Genomic DNA, 16,428 nt, shown 5'->3' with positions numbered 1-16,428 from the left:
AGGCCTTAGAAGCTGGCCCGTGCTGCGCGTTATCATGCCCGTTTTCGTTTTCACCAAGATGCCACCATGCCGATTCTGACCAGCACTATTCATCGCGTCGACAAGCCCGATACCGAGACGCCCGCCACGCTGACCTGCGCCGAGCACGCACAGTCTTCGACGGCATCTCTCGAGGCGCTGCTGACAAGCGTCAATGACAGCTTTCATGCCAAGCCCAAGGCCTGGGGTCACTTCGGCGAGACCGGCAGCAGCGCCTTCGCCGCGGGGCTCTCCGAGTACCTTGCCGGATCGATCGATTTCGTCACCTGGAGCACCCGGATGGCGGAGCGCATCAACACCTTGGTCGACGCCCACCTCTCGGTGGGTGGCCATCTGCTGTTCGTGCATTATCAGCACGGCGAGACACAGTACGTCAGCGTGGCACTCCTCCATCATCGCCAGGGCTTTGCCATCGACAATGCCCTCGAAGTGACCGAAACGCCTCAGCTCAATCTTGGCCAATTGATGCTCGCCGTGCGCATCGACCTCGCCCAATGGCAGGGCGGCACCTCGCATCAGTACGTTTCTTTCATCAAGGACCGCGGCGGCAAGAAATTCGCCGAAGGCTTCCGCGAACTGCTCGGCGTCGAGGAAGGCGTGGATGCCAGCGGCGAAACCCGGACCCTGCTCAAGGCATTCAGCGACTATGTCGAGCGCGAGGACTTGTCCGACGACGAGAGCCGCGAGAAGACCGATGCCGTGATCGACTACGCCAACACCCAGGCCAAACACGGCGAGAAGGTAACTCTCGACGAGCTGTCCGAACTCGTCGATGAGCAACACCCCAAGGCGTTTTACGACTACATTCGCCATCAGGATTACGGACTCTCCGAGGAGATTCCGCCGGACAAGCGAGCGCTCAATCAATTCCGGCGCTTCACGGGGCGCGCCAGTGGCGTCTCGATCAGCTTCGACTCCCATCTGCTCGGCAACAGCATCGAGTTCGATGCCGAGCGCGATCGCCTGATCATCAAACAGGTGCCCGGCCCCTTGAAGGAACAGCTCAAGCAGCGCAAGGAATAATAAAAAAGGCGAGAGACGCCTGGCTGGCGTCGGACGGGACACATACTGTCACCATCGTGACATTGCGACACCCGAGGCAGCATCTATCTTACTTAAGATAGCCACCGCTTATTGAAGCGCCATCACGGAAGAGGTGACGATATGCCCGCCAAGTCCCAAGCCCAGCAGATGGCTGCCGGCGCCGCGCTTGCTGCCAAGCGCGGCGAGAAAAAGGCCAGTGAGCTCGAGGGTGCCGCGAAGTCGATGTACGACTCGATGAGCGAAGAGGAACTGGAAGCCATGGCCTCGGCCCAGCAAAAAGGCAAGCCCGAGCACGACTCGAACGCCTGATCGTACGATAATCGCCTGCGACTGCCGCCCTCACGAGACACTACGTCAGCAGGTTAATACATGGCGTCAGCGCTCCAGATAGCGTGGCTTGACGATGCCTTCGAGCGCCTGGGCAGGAATGCGTAGCTCCGGTTGCCCATAGGAATAAGGCGCGATGTCATAGGCGTTGTAACGCACCCGCCATTCATCAGCGAACGGTGCCACGTTGCGGTTCATGCTCAGCGGCCAGGATTCGGCAAAGTCGGCGCCCGCCTGTTGTTCTTCCAGCCAGCGTAGATGCGCGCGTGACAGCGCCTCGCGATAGGCCGGTGTCTGTCCCTCGCGCAGCATGTCATCGAGTGTCACCACGCGTTTCTCGCGCTCGTCGATGACCATGAATTCCGTCAGCGGCATACCGTGCGCCCCACCGGTGAACACGTAGCTATCGAGCTTGATGGTCGTCAGCTCGGCATGCCGGTCGTAGACCTCCGCCTTGAAGACCGCCTGGTAGCCGGGCAATTCAGGCACGCGCTCCCGCGCCGCCTTGGCCTCGTCGAAGAACGTCTGCGCATACTCTTCCCAGGACGAAACCACCGCTTCGCTTTCACCATTGGTAATACCCGACCCCATGCTCAGCAAGTCGTCTCGTAGTCGCTCGCTCAGGCCCGGTGCCCCAGGAAAACTCAGCGACCCGACCTCGACGGTCGCGCAACGTCCTGCCGGACAATCTCGCTCGACGAAGCGTTTCTTCACGCGCTCGACATCCAGCCCTTCTGGCGCCGGTGACCATGCTTGGCAACCGCCGAGCACCGCCAGGACACCCAACATGACGCCACCGCCCGCCAAGCGGCGCGCGATCGATACATTAGCCTCACAGAACACGGTTCTTCCTCCCTGATACGCCGGGGCCAGCCCGACTATTACTCCTGACGCAGTTCCACTGCGTTGCGCATGACCCACTATAGACGATATCCAGTGATGAAAGCGTGAGGCCGCATTGGCCATCTATCGGGAAGAAGACAAGACGAGCGAGCTGACAAGCTGACAAGCTGACAAGCTGACAAGCTGACAAGCTGACAAGCTGACAACAGAATTGAGCATGAACTCGACAGAATCACGCATTCTGTCTTCCGCTACAGGGTCCATACTTAAAGAAGCCGCCCTGGCCCCAGCCGCTTATCAGCGCCACGGGCCACAACGGCGGTTACCTACGAGGGTCGAATTCGTCACCGTCAGGAGTGTTTCATGCGTTATCAACCATTTGGCAATACCGGTTTGTTCGTCTCAGAACTGTGCCTCGGCACCATGACCTTCGGTGGCCAGGGCGAGCTCTGGAGCCAGATCGGCGATCTACAGCAAAGCGATGCCGAGCGCTTGATCGGCCGCGCGCTGGATGCTGGCATCAACTTCATCGATACCGCCGATGTATATTCCCAGGGCCAGTCCGAGATCATCACCGGCCAGGCGCTCAAGAATCTGGATGTCCCGCGCGACGAGATCGTCGTCGCTTCCAAGGTGTTCGGCGAAACCGGCAAAGGCGTCAACGCACGTGGCATGTCGCGCTATCACATCATGGAGGGCATCAAAGCCAGCCTGAAGCGACTGCAGCTCGATCATCTCGACGTCTACCAGATACACGGCTTCGATCCCGCTACCCCCATCGAGGAAGCCGTTCGCGCACTCGATACCCTCGTGCAGCACGGTCACGTGCGTTACGTCGGGGTCTCCAACTGGGCGGCTTGGCAGATCATGAAGGCGCTAGGCATTGCCGAGCGTCATGGTCTGGCACGCTTCGAGTCGCTGCAGGCGTATTACACCCTTGCCGGGCGCGATCTCGAGCGTGAGCTGATCCCCATGCTGCAGAGCGAAAACCTCGGGCTGATGGTCTGGAGCCCACTCGCGGGTGGCTTCTTGAGTGGTAAGTACACGCGCGACAGCCAAGGCGAAGCGGGCAGCCGTCGCCTTAACTTCGACTTCCCCCCAGTCGATAAAGAGCGTGCCTTTGACTGCATCGATGTGATGGGCAAGATCGCCAAGGCACACGGCGTTTCCGTGGCCCAGGTCGCACTGGCTTGGTTGCTGCATCAGCCGGCGGTGACGAGTGTCATCGTCGGAGCCAAGCGCATTGACCAGCTCGACGACAACATCGCCGCCACACACGTCACGCTGAGCACCGAGGAGCTCGCCGAGCTCGATGCCGTCAGCGCGCTCCCCGCTGAGTATCCCGGCTGGATGCTCGAACGTCAGGGCGACTATCGGCGTCAGCAAATCGATCAGTCGCGTCAGCGCTGATCAACCGTAGCGTAATGTGCCCTGACGGAGTGACCGATCCACTCCAGCACACGCACCCACGTCTCCAGAAAGAGACGTCTTAATCAGTTGAATTTAAAGGATTTTTAAATACCTCTCCATATGCGTCTGCAATTGGCGACGTTTTCACGAATTTGCGCGCCATGCATCCCTTCGATTCCAGGACTAGACGCGACAACCAGAAAACAAGTTATTGTTTATAAAATATAAACTGATCCATTGGCACGGATTTAGCATATAATAGGTAAGATCTGAAAAGGTTGCCCCCAGTGGCGCTTTTCCAGACAGGAAATACTGGATCTCGCCAAGGAATGGCGAGGGTGGGACGGACCCCGGCAAGGATGCCTCCTCTTTACCGCTGGCCGTCGAGCAACATGGCAGCCAGCCAGTATGACCTTTAGTTCCCTGCGTACTTGGGCCGCTCAGCGGCCCATTTTTTTGCGCTTGTGCTTTCGTTGCTCAGCCTTCGTCTTTCCCTACTGGGTTCATATCCGCGGCCTTTTGGTCATCGCCCTTTTTGTAATAGCCGCCTCTGTGACGGCCTTCGCGTGACTGTCACTCATGTATCGCTGGATCAGCCCGCCATACCGGCGCTGGTATGCCCTGGCCTTGTATTCTTTTACTCATCGAAGCGGTGCTATACCGTGAAGTGACGATGAGATCCCGGTTCCCACTGAACGAGAATAGTAAGCCATGGACGAACACCAGCAGACAGCAAGCAATACCCAACAATCCCGGCGCAGGCAATTCACTCTGTTTGCCAGTAACTTCCTCAAGCATCCCAAGATGCTGGGCTCGATCATTCCCAGCTCGCCCTTTCTGGTCAGGCGCATGCTGAGCCATGTCGACTGGGAGCGCACCCGGGTGCTGGTCGAGTACGGTCCAGGCATCGGCACCTTCACCAAGGAAATCCTGCGCCAGATGCACCCCGACGCGGTGCTGCTGGTGCTCGAGACCAACAAGGATTTCGTCGATTACATCAACGGCGCCTTCTCGGATCCGCGCATGCAGGTCGTGCATGGCTCAGCGGCGGATATCCAGCAGGTGCTGAACGAGCGCGAGCTCGGTGCGGTCGACTACGTGGTCGCCGGTATCCCGTTCAGCACGCTACCCGACGTGGCGCGGGAAAACATCCTAGATGCGACGCGACAGGTCATCTCGCCAGATGGCACTTTCCTGCTCTACCAGTTCTCGCCCAACATCCTGCCCTCGCTACACAAGACTTTCTCCCAGGTGACGCGAGAGTTCGAGCCGATGAACTTCCTGCCTGCGCATTTCTATCGCTGCCGCCCCTAGCATGCTGAGCGCAACGGCCCTGAACCGCGCCATCCTCGATGACGACGACGTAGACCGGCACCAGGCAGAGCATTCACTCCCCCGCAACGGCGCCGTCGCAAACGACAACGGCCCGACCATCTCTCGATGGCCGGGCCGTATTTTACGTCATACCACGTAATTAACCGCGACCGGCTTTCACCCCTTCTTCGATACGACGGCCAATCTCGGCGTCGATGTTCTTCCAGTATTCGAACACGCGCGACAGTACCGGTTCCTCGACTCCGTCAGAGACATGGCCGACCACGTTGTTGACCAGCCGATCCCGCGCAGCATCGTCCATGACCTTGTTGATCAGGTCATTGGCTTGGCTGTAGTCATCATCATCCTTGCGCAAGGCATAGGGCGCGCGAACCATCTGGCCATTGGCTTCCCAGGTGGAATCGGTGGGATAGCGCTCGCCATCCGCTGCCGGGCCACCCTTGGAGTTGGGTGCATACACCGGGTCGGACACCTTGTTGATGCGCATCGCCCCATCCTTGCTGTAGCTATGCACGGGGGCCTTCGGCGCGTTGACCGGGATCTGCTTGTAGTTGACCCCGAGGCGCGCACGGTGCGCATCGGCATAAGAGAAAACACGACCGATGAGCATCTTGTCAGGGCTGATACCAATGCCGGGCACGAGGTTATTGGGCTCGAAGGCCGCCTGCTCGATCTCGGCGTGGTTGTCGGTCGGGTTACGATTCAGCTGCAGCTTGCCGACCTTGATCATCGGGTAATCGTCGTGCGGCCAGATCTTGGTCAGATCGAACGGATTGATGCGGTACGTATCGGCATCCGCGAACGGCATGATCTGCATGTAGAGCGTCCAGCTCGGATAATCGCCGCGCCCGATGGCGTCGTACAGATCGCGAGTATGATAGTCGCCATCTTCACCGGCCAACTGATCGGCTTCTTCCTGCGTCAGACACTCGATGCCCTGGTCGGTCTTGAAATGGTACTTCACCCAGAACTTCTCGCCTTGGGCATTGGCCCACATGTAGGTATGGCTGGAGTAGCCGTTCATGTGGCGCCATGTCTTGGGAATGCCCCGATCGCCCATCAGCCAGGTGACCTGGTGGGCAGACTCCGGCGACAGCGTCCAGAAATCCCATTGCATGTCGTGGTCACGCAGGTTGTTGTCGGCGCGACGTTTCTGGGAACGGATGAAGTGCTGGAACTTCATCGGATCACGGATGAAGAACACCGGCGTGTTGTTCCCCACCATGTCGTAGTTGCCTTCACTGGTGTAGAACTTGATCGAGAACCCACGCGGATCGCGCCAAGTATCGGGGCTCCCGCGTTCGCCAGCCACCGTAGAGAAGCGAATCAGCACGTCGGTCTTGGTACCGGGCTGGAAAACGGCCGCCTTGGTATATTGGCTGACATCCTCGGTCACCTCGAAATGACCGAAGGCCCCGCTGCCCTTGGCGTGCGGTTGACGCTCGGGAATCCGTTCGCGGTTGAAGTTCGCCATCTGCTCGATGAGATAGTGATCGTGCAGGACGAGCGGACCGTCAGGCCCCACGGACAGCGACTGCTCATCACTGGCCACTGGAATTCCGGCGTCTGTGGTTGTCGGCTTATGGTTGTCTTGCGTCACGATAATATCTCCCCATCATTTTCGTATGTGGCACAGCATGCCGCCACGCCCTTTCCTTGGGATCGAACCGCTGGCCTTGGGATCGAACCGCTAGCGCGATAGTGCAATCTGACTGGGGGACTTCCCGTCCCCACATCATGTATAGGAAACAACCGCAGTGACTGTCTACCTACACACAACTGCCTAGGCGGCCAGGAAGGCCGTTACCCGCCTCTCCCCAATCATCACCGATGAGGCAAGAAAAGCCCGCCAAGCCCCGCATGGCAAGGGATCGCCATGAGCGGTACTCAATCAACGCCCTCCCCACGATAGTCTGGCACAATCTTCATCATCAAGAAGTTTCATAGCACGTGACATGAGGTGCGTTAAAATAACTCATAATCTCAATACGTTACTTTCGCAGAGCCCTTCGCTTTCACTGCCGAGGTACGGCTCGACACCCTGGCGGTTTCGCTCATGGCATCTCCTCGTTATCGTTGGGAGTATTCGCCTTGCCGAATGTGGCGATGACATGGCGAAGCACTTTGCGTTGCTCGCTAGGCAGGCTACGGTAGATTTTCAGCATTTCAGCTTCGTCTCCGCAGAGCGATACGACATCCAATTCATTGGGCGTGGCATAAAGCGCTCTCTCACTCTCATCCCCATAGCGCAACACATGCGGTTCGATACGCAGCCACTCGGCAAGCACCTGGAGTTTATCCTGGGCAGGAATGGAGTCACCACGAAGCCAACGCCGTACCGCTTGAAATGTGATCGGCTTACCCCAGTAGCGAAGATTGAACTCGCGTTCAAGTACCGAGGGGCGAGGCTCATAGCCTGCGGCAATAAGGGCCTTTTGAAGGCGTTCGGCAAACATGGTTTTTTCATTCATACGCTGAATTTGAATCAATGATTCAATTCGCGTTGAATCGTTATTCACTTTAATATTGAATTATCCATTCAGTGCGCTGACTGGACGGTTCATGATTCAGCCCCTATTGCCGTGGTGCTTCCGGGTGAAGCCAACCATGATACAGGGGGAAGGGGGATCGGCTAAGCGCCTCGTACGACGTCTCACTGAATTCAAACAAACGGTTGCGTATTCTAGACATCTGGGGATGGCATTGTGACGCTAAAAAGACATGAGCAACTTCGACTTCATGCACTGCATGAAACCGGGCTTCTGGACACCCCCCCGGAAGAACGCTTCGATCGCCTGACGCGTATTGCCAAGCAACACTATCAAGTCAATACCACGCTTTTCACGCTCATCGATGCCAAGCGCCAATGGTTCAAATCCAAGCAAAATATCGGCATAGAAACGACCCCCCGGCGACATGCCTTTTGCGACCACACTATTCAACAAAATAGTATTTATGTCGTTGAAGACGCAGCCAATGACCCTCTTTTTCATGCAAACCCGCTCGTCACCGGCACGCCCTTCATTCGATTCTATGCCGGCATCCCCGTGCGCGACCCCACAGGCTTCAAGGTCGGCACCTTATGCCTTATTGACTCCAACCCACGCAATGCATCTAGCATGGACTTCAGTATCCTGCGTAGTCTGGCAGCGATATTGGAAGAAGAAATCGAACGCGTATGCACCGACTCCCAAGCGCACTACGACGCCTATACGAAAAAAATGGCGTATGCCATTCAGCGTGTACAAGACGTCTTTTTATCCAGTGAAGAGAAAACACCGGCTTATGAAGCGTTGCTATCAGAGTTATTGTATTTAACCGATAGCCAGGTAGGTTTCGTCGGCGAGATTGACGATAAGTCGCATGAGACATCTCATCTTGATATCACGGCTCTATCCGATATAACACGGCGCCAGTCTCCCAACATCCGCGAGAATATCGGCACCGGCATCCACATACCTATCGACGGACTCGATGACCTTTTGGGACTTCCCATCCGTACTCGATATACCGTCAGCCGAACATTCGAGTCACCTCTGACATTGCCCCTTCTTTTCCCAGGCAATTACCCTGACATTCACACCTACATGGGCATCCCTTTACATGCAGGGAACGAACAGATAGGACTGATCGGTGTTGCCAACCGCAGCGAAGGCTATCCACCGTCATTGATTGCCTTGCTGTCACCGCTTTTACAAACCGTGGAAACACTGTTCGAGCGTGAACGCCTCAACGCTGTCGATCAGGAAAAAAAGCAATGGCTGCATGAAAACATCAATATCGATGGTCTCACGAGCCTCCCCAATCGCCGTCTTCTCAATGAACTTTTCCAAGATGAGCTCACTGCTGCAAGGCACCGGCGCGGTTCGATTTCGGTGTGTTTTCTCGACCTGGATGACTTCAAGGCAATCAACGACCTCCAGGGCCACGCAGTCGGTGACGAGGTGCTAAGATGCGTTGCGGATCGGCTTCGCGGCGCCGTGCGCCATCACGATGTCATTGCCCGGCTGAGTGGCGACGAGTTCGTGATCATTCTCCGTGACGTAGAACACCCAAGAACCTACCGCCATATCCTCGATCAACTGCGTCACCCCATGCATCTTCAAGGACACGTTATCGAGTTGTCCGCCAGCATGGGGATAACACGCTTTCCAAGCGATGACTCGGATAGCGACTTGCTGCTACGCCATGCCGATCAAGCCATGTATACCGCCAAGGAAACAGGGAAGAACCGTTATCATTTCTTCGATCTTGAGAGCCATCATTCCCAGCAAGAGCGCTTTGCCATCGGAGAGCAAGTGCAGCACGCTTTGGACAACGATCAACTCGAACTCTTCTATCAACCCAAGTTACATTATAAGACTGGTACCGTATCGGGATTCGAATGCCTGATACGCTGGCATCACCCGTCCGGCAAGCTCGTGTATCCGGGCCATTTCCTGCCGTATATCGAACATACCAAGCTCGATATCGAACTCGGTAAGCATGTCATCAACCAAGCAGTCTCAACCCTCGAGACGTTCCAGGCACAGGATCTGCCCTATACCATCAGCATCAACTTGAGCCCGTCCCATTTTCTCAACGACGAGTTTCTCGACCACCTGAACACCACATTAAGCCGATATGACATGGCGTTCCGCAAACGCCTGACGCTCGAAATTCTCGAAAGTACGGCACTCGATGACGCAGGCCTCGCGGCGTCGAACATCAAGGCATGTCAGGCACTGGGTGTACAACTCTCCCTCGATGACTTTGGCACCGGTTTCGCTTCATTGAGTTACCTGCGCAAGTTCTCTACCAATGAGATCAAGATCGACCGCTCGTTCATCCTCGGCATGCTGGACGACCCCGAGGATGAAATGATCGTCGAGGCGATCATCGCGCTATCCAGGAGTTTCAACCGCCGCGTGATCGCAGAAGGTGTCGAGCATCGTGCCACCGAGGAAAAGCTCATCGCCATGGGCTGTGACATGGGGCAAGGCTTTCTTTACAGCCCCGCCTTGCCCCTCGATGAAGCGCTGGACTGGGCGGCATGCTATGCGCGCCCCTGACATCGTTCAGCTGCCGTCGCCCTGCGTGGCAAAGCGCCATACCGTGCGCGACTCATACGTGTCGCCGGGCTTGAGGATCGTCGACGGGAAATCAGCCTGGTTGGGAGAATCCGGAAAGTGCTGAGTTTCCAGTGCGAAACCGCCACGCTTTTCGTAGGCTTCGCCCCCCTTGCCGGTCAGCGTGCCATCGAGAAAATTCCCCGAGTAGAATTGAATCCCAGGCTCAGTAGTGGCGACCTCCAGCACACGGCCACTGTCCGGCGCTACGACGCGGGCAGCCGTTACCAGCTCGCCTGCAGCCGCTTCGTCACGCATTAACACGAAATTGTGATCGTAGCCCTGGCCGTACTCGAGCTGAGTATTGTCGTCGCCGATGCGGGCCCCGATTACCGTGGACTCGCTGAAATCGAATGGCGTGCCCATCACGGCTCGAATCTCACCGGTCGGGATCAACGTGTCCCCAATCGGGGTAAAGGCATCGGCATTGAGCATCAACCGATGATCGGTGATCGGCCCGCTGCCCTCGCCCTCGAGGTTGAAGTAACTGTGCTGGGTCAAGTTGACCGGCGTCGCCTTATCGGTGGTGGCGTGATAGTCGATGATCATTTTGTCGTCAGTGGTCAGCGTATACCGCACGCGGGTCTCGAGCGTCCCGGGATAACCTTCCTCGCCATCTTCGCTGGTATAGCGCAGTTCGACACCGACGCCGGTGTCGTTCTCGAAGGAATGTGCCTGCCAGAGCCGCTTGTCGAAGCCTTTATCGCCTCCGTGGAGATGATTGGGGCCGTCATTGGTCGCCAGCTCGTAGGTCGTGCCATCGAGCGTGAAGCGCCCCTCGGCGATACGGTTGCCATAACGCCCGATCAGGGCCCCGAAATAGGGATTGGATTTACGATATGCCTCGGAACGGTAGTCTTCCAGGGAATCGAACCCCAGCACGATGTCGTCGACATTACCCTGCGCGTCCGGGGTGCGCAGCGAGGTAATGATGCCGCCGTAGGTAATCACCTGCATGTCGATGCCCTGGCCGTTGCGTAGGTGGTACGCCTCGACCTCGCGGCCATCGGGAAGTTGGCCGAAGCGATGCTTTTCGACGGAAGGAGTCTGTGTGGTCATCTCGTCTGCCTGTGCCGCATTCAACGCTAGGCACGTCATTCCCATGCCCAACGCCAAGCGCGGAATCGTCTGAAATCGTGTCATCCTCGGCCTCTCGATAGCGCACCTCAGCGCCACCCCATGCGACGCTTCATTATTCACGCTAGACGGGGCGAGTCCCTCTCACCAATAACCGAGTGACGACATCCTCATGTCCTAATGGATATCGACTCTGCACGAAGGGTGTCGATACCCTCGTGCGCGCCCTCGCATGCCGATCTCACGCTAGACCAACGTCGTGTCAAAATCAGCTTATCAGAGCGTCGCCATGAAACGCCCCTTGCGTCCGGCCGCCATCATGCCCATCTAATGAATACAGGCACGCCCATCCGAGTGGGCGGCATGACACATACTGGTCATCACAGCGGAGACATCATGGAATCGCGCTATTTCACCATCCATTCCCATCCCCAGGGCCTACCATCTCGAGATTTTTTCGCGCTGGAGTCCCGGGCGTTACCTGAGCTGGCAGCAGGCGAGGTCCGCGTGCAGAACCACTGGCTCTCGGTCGATCCCTACATGCGCGGGCGTATGGACGGCGTGACGACCTATGTCCCGCCCTTCACGCTGGGCGAGCCCCTCGAAGGCGGCGCCATCGGCGAGGTGCTCGAATCACGTGACGAACGCTTCACCCCCGGAGACCGCGTCGTCCACATGGGCGGCTGGCGCGATATCGCCCAGGTCCCCGGCGATAGCTTGCAGGCATTGCCCGATCTCGACGTGCCACCGCAAGCCTTTCTCGGCGTGCTCGGCATGCCGGGCATGACCGCCTGGACCGGGCTCAACCGCATTGCCCAGCTCAAGGAAGGCGAGCGCGTGCTGGTCAGCGCGGCGAGCGGCGCCGTCGGCTCCCTGGCCGTGCAATTGGCCAAGGCCAAAGGCTGCCTCGTCGTGGGGATCGCCGGTGCCCCGGAAAAGCTCGAATGGCTGGAATCGCTCGGCGTGAGCGCGGTCAGCTATCGCGACAAAGACGCGCAACAGCTCAGCGCCGACCTCAAGGCGGCCAGCCCCGACGGCTTCGATGTCTACTATGAAAATGTCGGCGGCGACTGCCTCGAGGCCGCGCTCGACAACATCCGCGTCGGGGGGCGCATCGCAGTGTGTGGCCTGATCGACACCTACAATGCCCAAACGCCCACGCCCGGCCCCAGCAACCTGTCTCGGGTGCTGATACGCCGCGCGCGGATGGAAGGCTTCATCATCCTCGACGCCGAAAACTGGGAACACTACCCCGAGTTCCTGCAAGAGATCGGCCCGCTCGTAGCGCGTGGCGAGATCGACTACCGGGAAACCATCGAGAAAGGCCTCGAACGCACACCCGACGCCTTCCTCAAACTCTTCGAAGGCGGCAACACCGGCAAGATGCTGGTCCAGCTGTAAATACCAGCGGTTAAACCCTACCCAGCGTCTCGGCGATCCGCTCGCCGAGGCGCCGTCCGTTCTCCAAGCAATCTCCCACCGCGATACCATCGCGCCAGTTGCCAATGAGCGAGAGGCCCGGATGATCCTCGAGCGCCGTTTCGAGGGCAGCGATACGCTCAAGATGCCCCAGCTCGTACTGCGGAATCGCCTGCGGCCAGCGACTTACGCTCTGCCACACCGGCTTACCGCTAATGCCCAGCAGGTCACGGAGATCAGCGACGACCTGCGCCACCTGGGCGTCGTCATCGCTGGCAGCAGCCTCGGGCTGGCGACGGCCACCGAGAAACGCGGTCAGCAACACATGGCCAGAAGGCGCTCGCCCAGGAAATAGCGTTGAGGAAAACAACGCGCCCAGAGTCCGGCGATGCTCGACGCCAGGAATCAGCATGCCGAAACCATCCAGCGGATGGGCGATATCGGCACGACGAAACCCCACTGACACGGCATTGACCGGCGGATAAACGATCGCCTCCAGCGGCGCGGCCACGTCCGGGTCGAGCGGTGCCAGTAGCGCGGCGGCCGTGGGCGCTGGAACCGCCAGCACCAGCTCTCGCGCACGAACACCCGGCCCCGATGCCGTCTCCACACGCCAGTATTCCCCCTCGCGATACACGGCACTAACCTCGCACTCGCAGTGGATCGCCGCGCTGGACTGGGCGGTGATGTCCTCAGCCAAACGCTCGGCGAGACGTTGAAGCCCAGAGGGAAAGCTCACCAACTGGCCACGCCACTCACGCGGCAATACAGGGGCCGCACGGCGCGCTTGGCGCAGCCGCACCAGCCCCCCGCGAACCAGTGAGCCATACTCGCGCTCCAATGCCACCAGCCGGGGCATCGCCGCCTGCGCCGAGAGCCGTTCAGGATCGCCGGCGTAGACACCGGAAACGAAAGGATCGACCAGATGATCGAGCGCGCGACGCCCCAAGCGCCGCGTGACGAAATCAGCCAGACTTTCCTCGGCCTGCGGTGCACGCCGTTGGAAGGGTTCGCATAGCAACGCGCCCACGCCTCGCGGACCGATCAGCGAATTGATCGGCGCCTTGAGCCAATGCGACGGCAGCGCCACCGGTGCGCCCCGATAGGCAATGTAACGCCGCCGCGCAGTCGGATTGGCAGGCTGCGCCTCATCGAGCAGGCCGAGCTCATCGAGCAACGCATGCAGCGGCGGCTTCATCATCAGGGTGTTGGGGCCGAGCTCAATCTGCCAGTCGCCGTCGCGGCGGGTACGCAGATTACCGCCGACCTGTGGCGTACGTTCCAGCAAGGTGACGCTTAGCCCACGCCTGGCCGCCGCGCGTGCAGCCATCAAGCCGCTGGCTCCACCGCCGACGACCACCACATCGCGCGCCTCGGGCTCGGCGTGCCGAGCCGACGCGTCGGGTTGTGCTTCAGACTGCATGACATCTCCCGTAACAGGGTGCGCCGGCGCGTACCATTCGGTCAGGCGCGTAGGGTGCATTCAGGTGCCTAGCATAGCGGGGAATGCCGTCGCCGCGCGCCTTCACGAGCGCGGCGCATCGACGCACGCATCGCGTTGCCCGTCTTCTTCACTGCGGGCGATGATCGAGGCACCGACCATATCCCCGGTGACATTGAGCGCCGTGCAGCCCATGCCCACCAAGGCATCGATGGCGGTCAGCAAGGCCACCGTCTCAATCGGCAGGCCGACCTGCGAAAACACCGTGGCGATCATGATAATGCCGGCCCCAGGTACGCCCGCTGTGCCAATGGACACCAACGTGCCGATCAGCACGATCTCCAGCATGCTGGTGAAATCCAGCGGCGCGCCGATCACATTGGCCGCGAACACCGCAGAAATGGCGATACGAATCGCCGCGCCATCCATGTTGATGGTCGCCCCAAGCGGCAAGCTGAAGCCGTACACACCGCGTGACAAACCCATACGCCGCGCGGCGTCCAGCGTCAGTGGCAACGTCCCGGAGCTACTCTGGGTCGCGAAGGCGGTGGCCATCGGCGTGCGGGCCTCGCGGAAAAAGCGCCGTAGCTTGACGCCAAAGGCCCCCATCAAGACGCAATAGAGCAGCAGATGCACGCCCAGAGCGATATACAGCACCAGTACCATGTCGCCCAGCGACAACAATGTTTCCATCCCCTGCTCGGCCACCGTACCGGCAACAATGGCAAACACGCCGATCGGCACGTAATGCAGCACACCCGACATCACCTTGAGCGTGACCTCGTTGAGCGCCTCGATCACACGGTACAGTTGCTCGGCCAGCGCCCCATGCGACTCGGACGTCCGCAGCTTCAACAGGGCGATGCCGAAGACGATGGCGGTAAAGATGATACCTAACAGGTTCAACTCGGCGAACGCCCCGATGATGTTGTCCGGCACCACGCCAAGCAGCACCTGAGCAATACCTGGGTTCTCCGGCACCGACACCTCGGCGCTGCTATCCAACGTCATCCCGCTACCCGGGGAAAACAGCGAAGCCACCGCCAACCCCACGGCGATCGCCAGCGCCGAGGTGCCGATATAGTAGACGAACACCTTACGCCCGACGCGGCCCATGCTGCCGGCGCTGGCTTGGTTGATGCCCACCATCAATGTGAACAGCACGATGGGCACGATCAGAAACTTCAACAGCCGCAGTAGCAAATCACCGAATGGCGCCAGCCAATCCGCAACATCCTGGCCGCCGACCAGACCCACGACGACGCCGAGTACCAACGCAATCGTGACCCTCAGGATCAATGAGCTCTTCGTATAGGCCTGCCACAATGCTTTCACCGCTCCCTCTCCTCCTTGTTTGGCCGACACCGTATTTCGCCTCATGTTAGACAAAATGCCCGACACGGAGGCTGCGGCAGCGCTACATTACCATTATGCTGGTCGCATCGATTCAGCAACAGGACATCAAGGCGATGAGCGAACGCGCGATCGACTGCTGGTTAACGGACATGGACGGCGTACTGATCGGCGAGGACCGGGCCCTACCCGGCGCGGTCGAGTTGATCGACCAATGGCGCGCCAATGGCACGCCTTTTCTCGTGCTCACCAATAACTCCATCTACACGCCGCGCGACCTCAGCGCCCGACTGACGCGCCTGGGGATCGATGTCCCCGAAGACCGGCTGTGGACATCCGCCCTGGCGACCGCCGCCTTCCTGCGCGATCAGGCGCCCGGCGGCTCGGCCTTCGTGATCGGCGAAGCCGGCCTGACCACGGCGATTCACGAAGCCGGGTTCGTGATGACCGATGTCGCGCCGGACTTCGTGGTACTCGGTGAGACGCGCAGCTATTCGTTCGAAGCGATCACCCGCGCGATCCGCCTGATCAACGGCGGCGCACGTTTCATCGCCACCAACCCCGATGTCACCGGCCCCAGCCCCGAAGGACCGTTACCCGCCACCGGTGCGGTCGCGGCTTTGATCACCGCCGCCACCAAGCGCGAGCCGTACTACGTCGGCAAGCCCAACCCGATGATGTTCCGCTCGGCCATGAACAAACTCGGCACGCACTCCGAACGCACTGGCATGATCGGCGACCGCATGGACACCGACGTCATCGCCGGCATCGAGGCCGGCCTGCACACGGTACTGGTGATGACTGGCATCGCCACGCGGGACGAAATCGAGCGCTACCCCTTCCGGCCCCGCGAAGTGCTCAACTCGGTCGCGGAACTGCTGGATAAGTAGCGCTCGTTGACGGCGCGAGCGTTATGCCTAAGCTCTTCTGAAAAGTCGGCGAGCGATAGCCAGACAAGGCAAAAATTGGCGAAAAAACGGAGTTTACGAGGTGTAAATGAGTATTTTGAGCCGATTTTTAACGCCGTATGGC

General features: G+C 59.2%; 13 protein-coding genes. 7 read left to right on the top strand and 6 right to left on the bottom strand.

Going from position 1 to position 16,428, the window contains the following annotated elements:
• Nucleotides 1-66: 66 nt before the first annotated feature.
• A complete protein-coding gene (gene yejK, locus SR908_RS11410) occupies nt 67-1,062 on the top strand; it encodes a nucleoid-associated protein YejK (RefSeq protein ID WP_246924260.1) in 996 nt (331 codons plus the stop codon).
• A gap of 141 nt (nt 1,063-1,203) precedes the next feature.
• Entirely contained in the window at nt 1,204-1,392 is a 189-nt protein-coding gene (locus SR908_RS11405) for a DUF3008 family protein (RefSeq protein WP_075370445.1), read from the top strand.
• A 66-nt stretch (nt 1,393-1,458) separates the two neighbouring features.
• On the opposite strand, the gene SR908_RS11400 is transcribed toward SR908_RS11405, so the two are convergent.
• Nucleotides 1,459-2,253, bottom strand: coding sequence for an RsiV family protein (locus tag SR908_RS11400; RefSeq protein ID WP_246924257.1), 795 nt, complete (start codon nt 2,251-2,253; stop codon nt 1,459-1,461).
• 363 nt (nt 2,254-2,616) lie between these two features.
• On the opposite strand from SR908_RS11400, the gene SR908_RS11395 reads away from it, so the two are divergent.
• Entirely contained in the window at nt 2,617-3,663 is a 1,047-nt protein-coding gene (locus tag SR908_RS11395; RefSeq protein ID WP_246924255.1) for an aldo/keto reductase, read from the top strand.
• A 711-nt stretch (nt 3,664-4,374) separates the two neighbouring features.
• Nucleotides 4,375-4,977 (top strand): class I SAM-dependent methyltransferase, encoded by a 603-nt coding sequence (locus tag SR908_RS11390; protein WP_097022832.1) that lies wholly within the window; start codon nt 4,375-4,377, stop codon nt 4,975-4,977.
• Between the two features lie 160 nt (nt 4,978-5,137).
• Here SR908_RS11390 and SR908_RS11385 read toward each other — a convergent pair whose 3' ends face one another.
• A complete protein-coding gene (locus SR908_RS11385) occupies nt 5,138-6,598 on the bottom strand; it encodes a catalase (protein WP_097022833.1) in 1,461 nt (486 codons plus the stop codon).
• A 454-nt stretch (nt 6,599-7,052) separates the two neighbouring features.
• Nucleotides 7,053-7,517 carry a transcriptional regulator gene (locus SR908_RS11380; protein WP_281256330.1) on the bottom strand — a complete coding sequence of 155 codons (465 nt, stop codon included), beginning with the start codon at nt 7,515-7,517 and terminating at the stop codon, nt 7,053-7,055.
• Nucleotides 7,518-7,703: 186 nt separating this feature from the next.
• Between SR908_RS11380 and SR908_RS11375 the strand changes: the two genes are divergently transcribed.
• Nucleotides 7,704-10,049, top strand: a complete 2,346-nt coding sequence (locus tag SR908_RS11375) for a sensor domain-containing phosphodiesterase (protein WP_246924253.1) — start codon at nt 7,704-7,706, stop codon at nt 10,047-10,049.
• A 6-nt stretch (nt 10,050-10,055) separates the two neighbouring features.
• On the opposite strand, the gene SR908_RS11370 is transcribed toward SR908_RS11375, so the two are convergent.
• Nucleotides 10,056-11,249 carry an aldose epimerase family protein gene (locus SR908_RS11370; RefSeq protein WP_246924251.1) on the bottom strand — a complete coding sequence of 398 codons (1,194 nt, stop codon included), beginning with the start codon at nt 11,247-11,249 and terminating at the stop codon, nt 10,056-10,058.
• Between the two features lie 330 nt (nt 11,250-11,579).
• On the opposite strand from SR908_RS11370, the gene SR908_RS11365 reads away from it, so the two are divergent.
• Nucleotides 11,580-12,584, top strand: coding sequence for an NADP-dependent oxidoreductase (locus tag SR908_RS11365; RefSeq protein ID WP_246924248.1), 1,005 nt, complete (start codon nt 11,580-11,582; stop codon nt 12,582-12,584).
• Nucleotides 12,585-12,594: 10 nt separating this feature from the next.
• Here SR908_RS11365 and hemG read toward each other — a convergent pair whose 3' ends face one another.
• Nucleotides 12,595-14,025 (bottom strand): protoporphyrinogen oxidase, encoded by a 1,431-nt coding sequence (gene hemG / locus SR908_RS11360; protein WP_246924245.1) that lies wholly within the window; start codon nt 14,023-14,025, stop codon nt 12,595-12,597.
• 102 nt (nt 14,026-14,127) lie between these two features.
• On the bottom strand, nt 14,128-15,423 hold the full coding sequence (locus SR908_RS11355) for a dicarboxylate/amino acid:cation symporter (protein ID WP_281505269.1): 1,296 nt from the start codon (nt 15,421-15,423) through the stop codon (nt 14,128-14,130).
• Between the two features lie 89 nt (nt 15,424-15,512).
• Here SR908_RS11355 and SR908_RS11350 point away from each other — a divergent pair, with 89 nt between their 5' ends.
• Nucleotides 15,513-16,286, top strand: coding sequence for an HAD-IIA family hydrolase (locus tag SR908_RS11350; protein ID WP_246924243.1), 774 nt, complete (start codon nt 15,513-15,515; stop codon nt 16,284-16,286).
• Nucleotides 16,287-16,428: the final 142 nt, after the last annotated feature.

It is taken from the genome of Chromohalobacter canadensis (genome assembly GCF_034479555.1).
Lineage (GTDB): Bacteria > Pseudomonadota > Gammaproteobacteria > Pseudomonadales > Halomonadaceae > Chromohalobacter > Chromohalobacter canadensis.
This window is presented reverse-complemented; position numbering and strand designations above follow the sequence as displayed.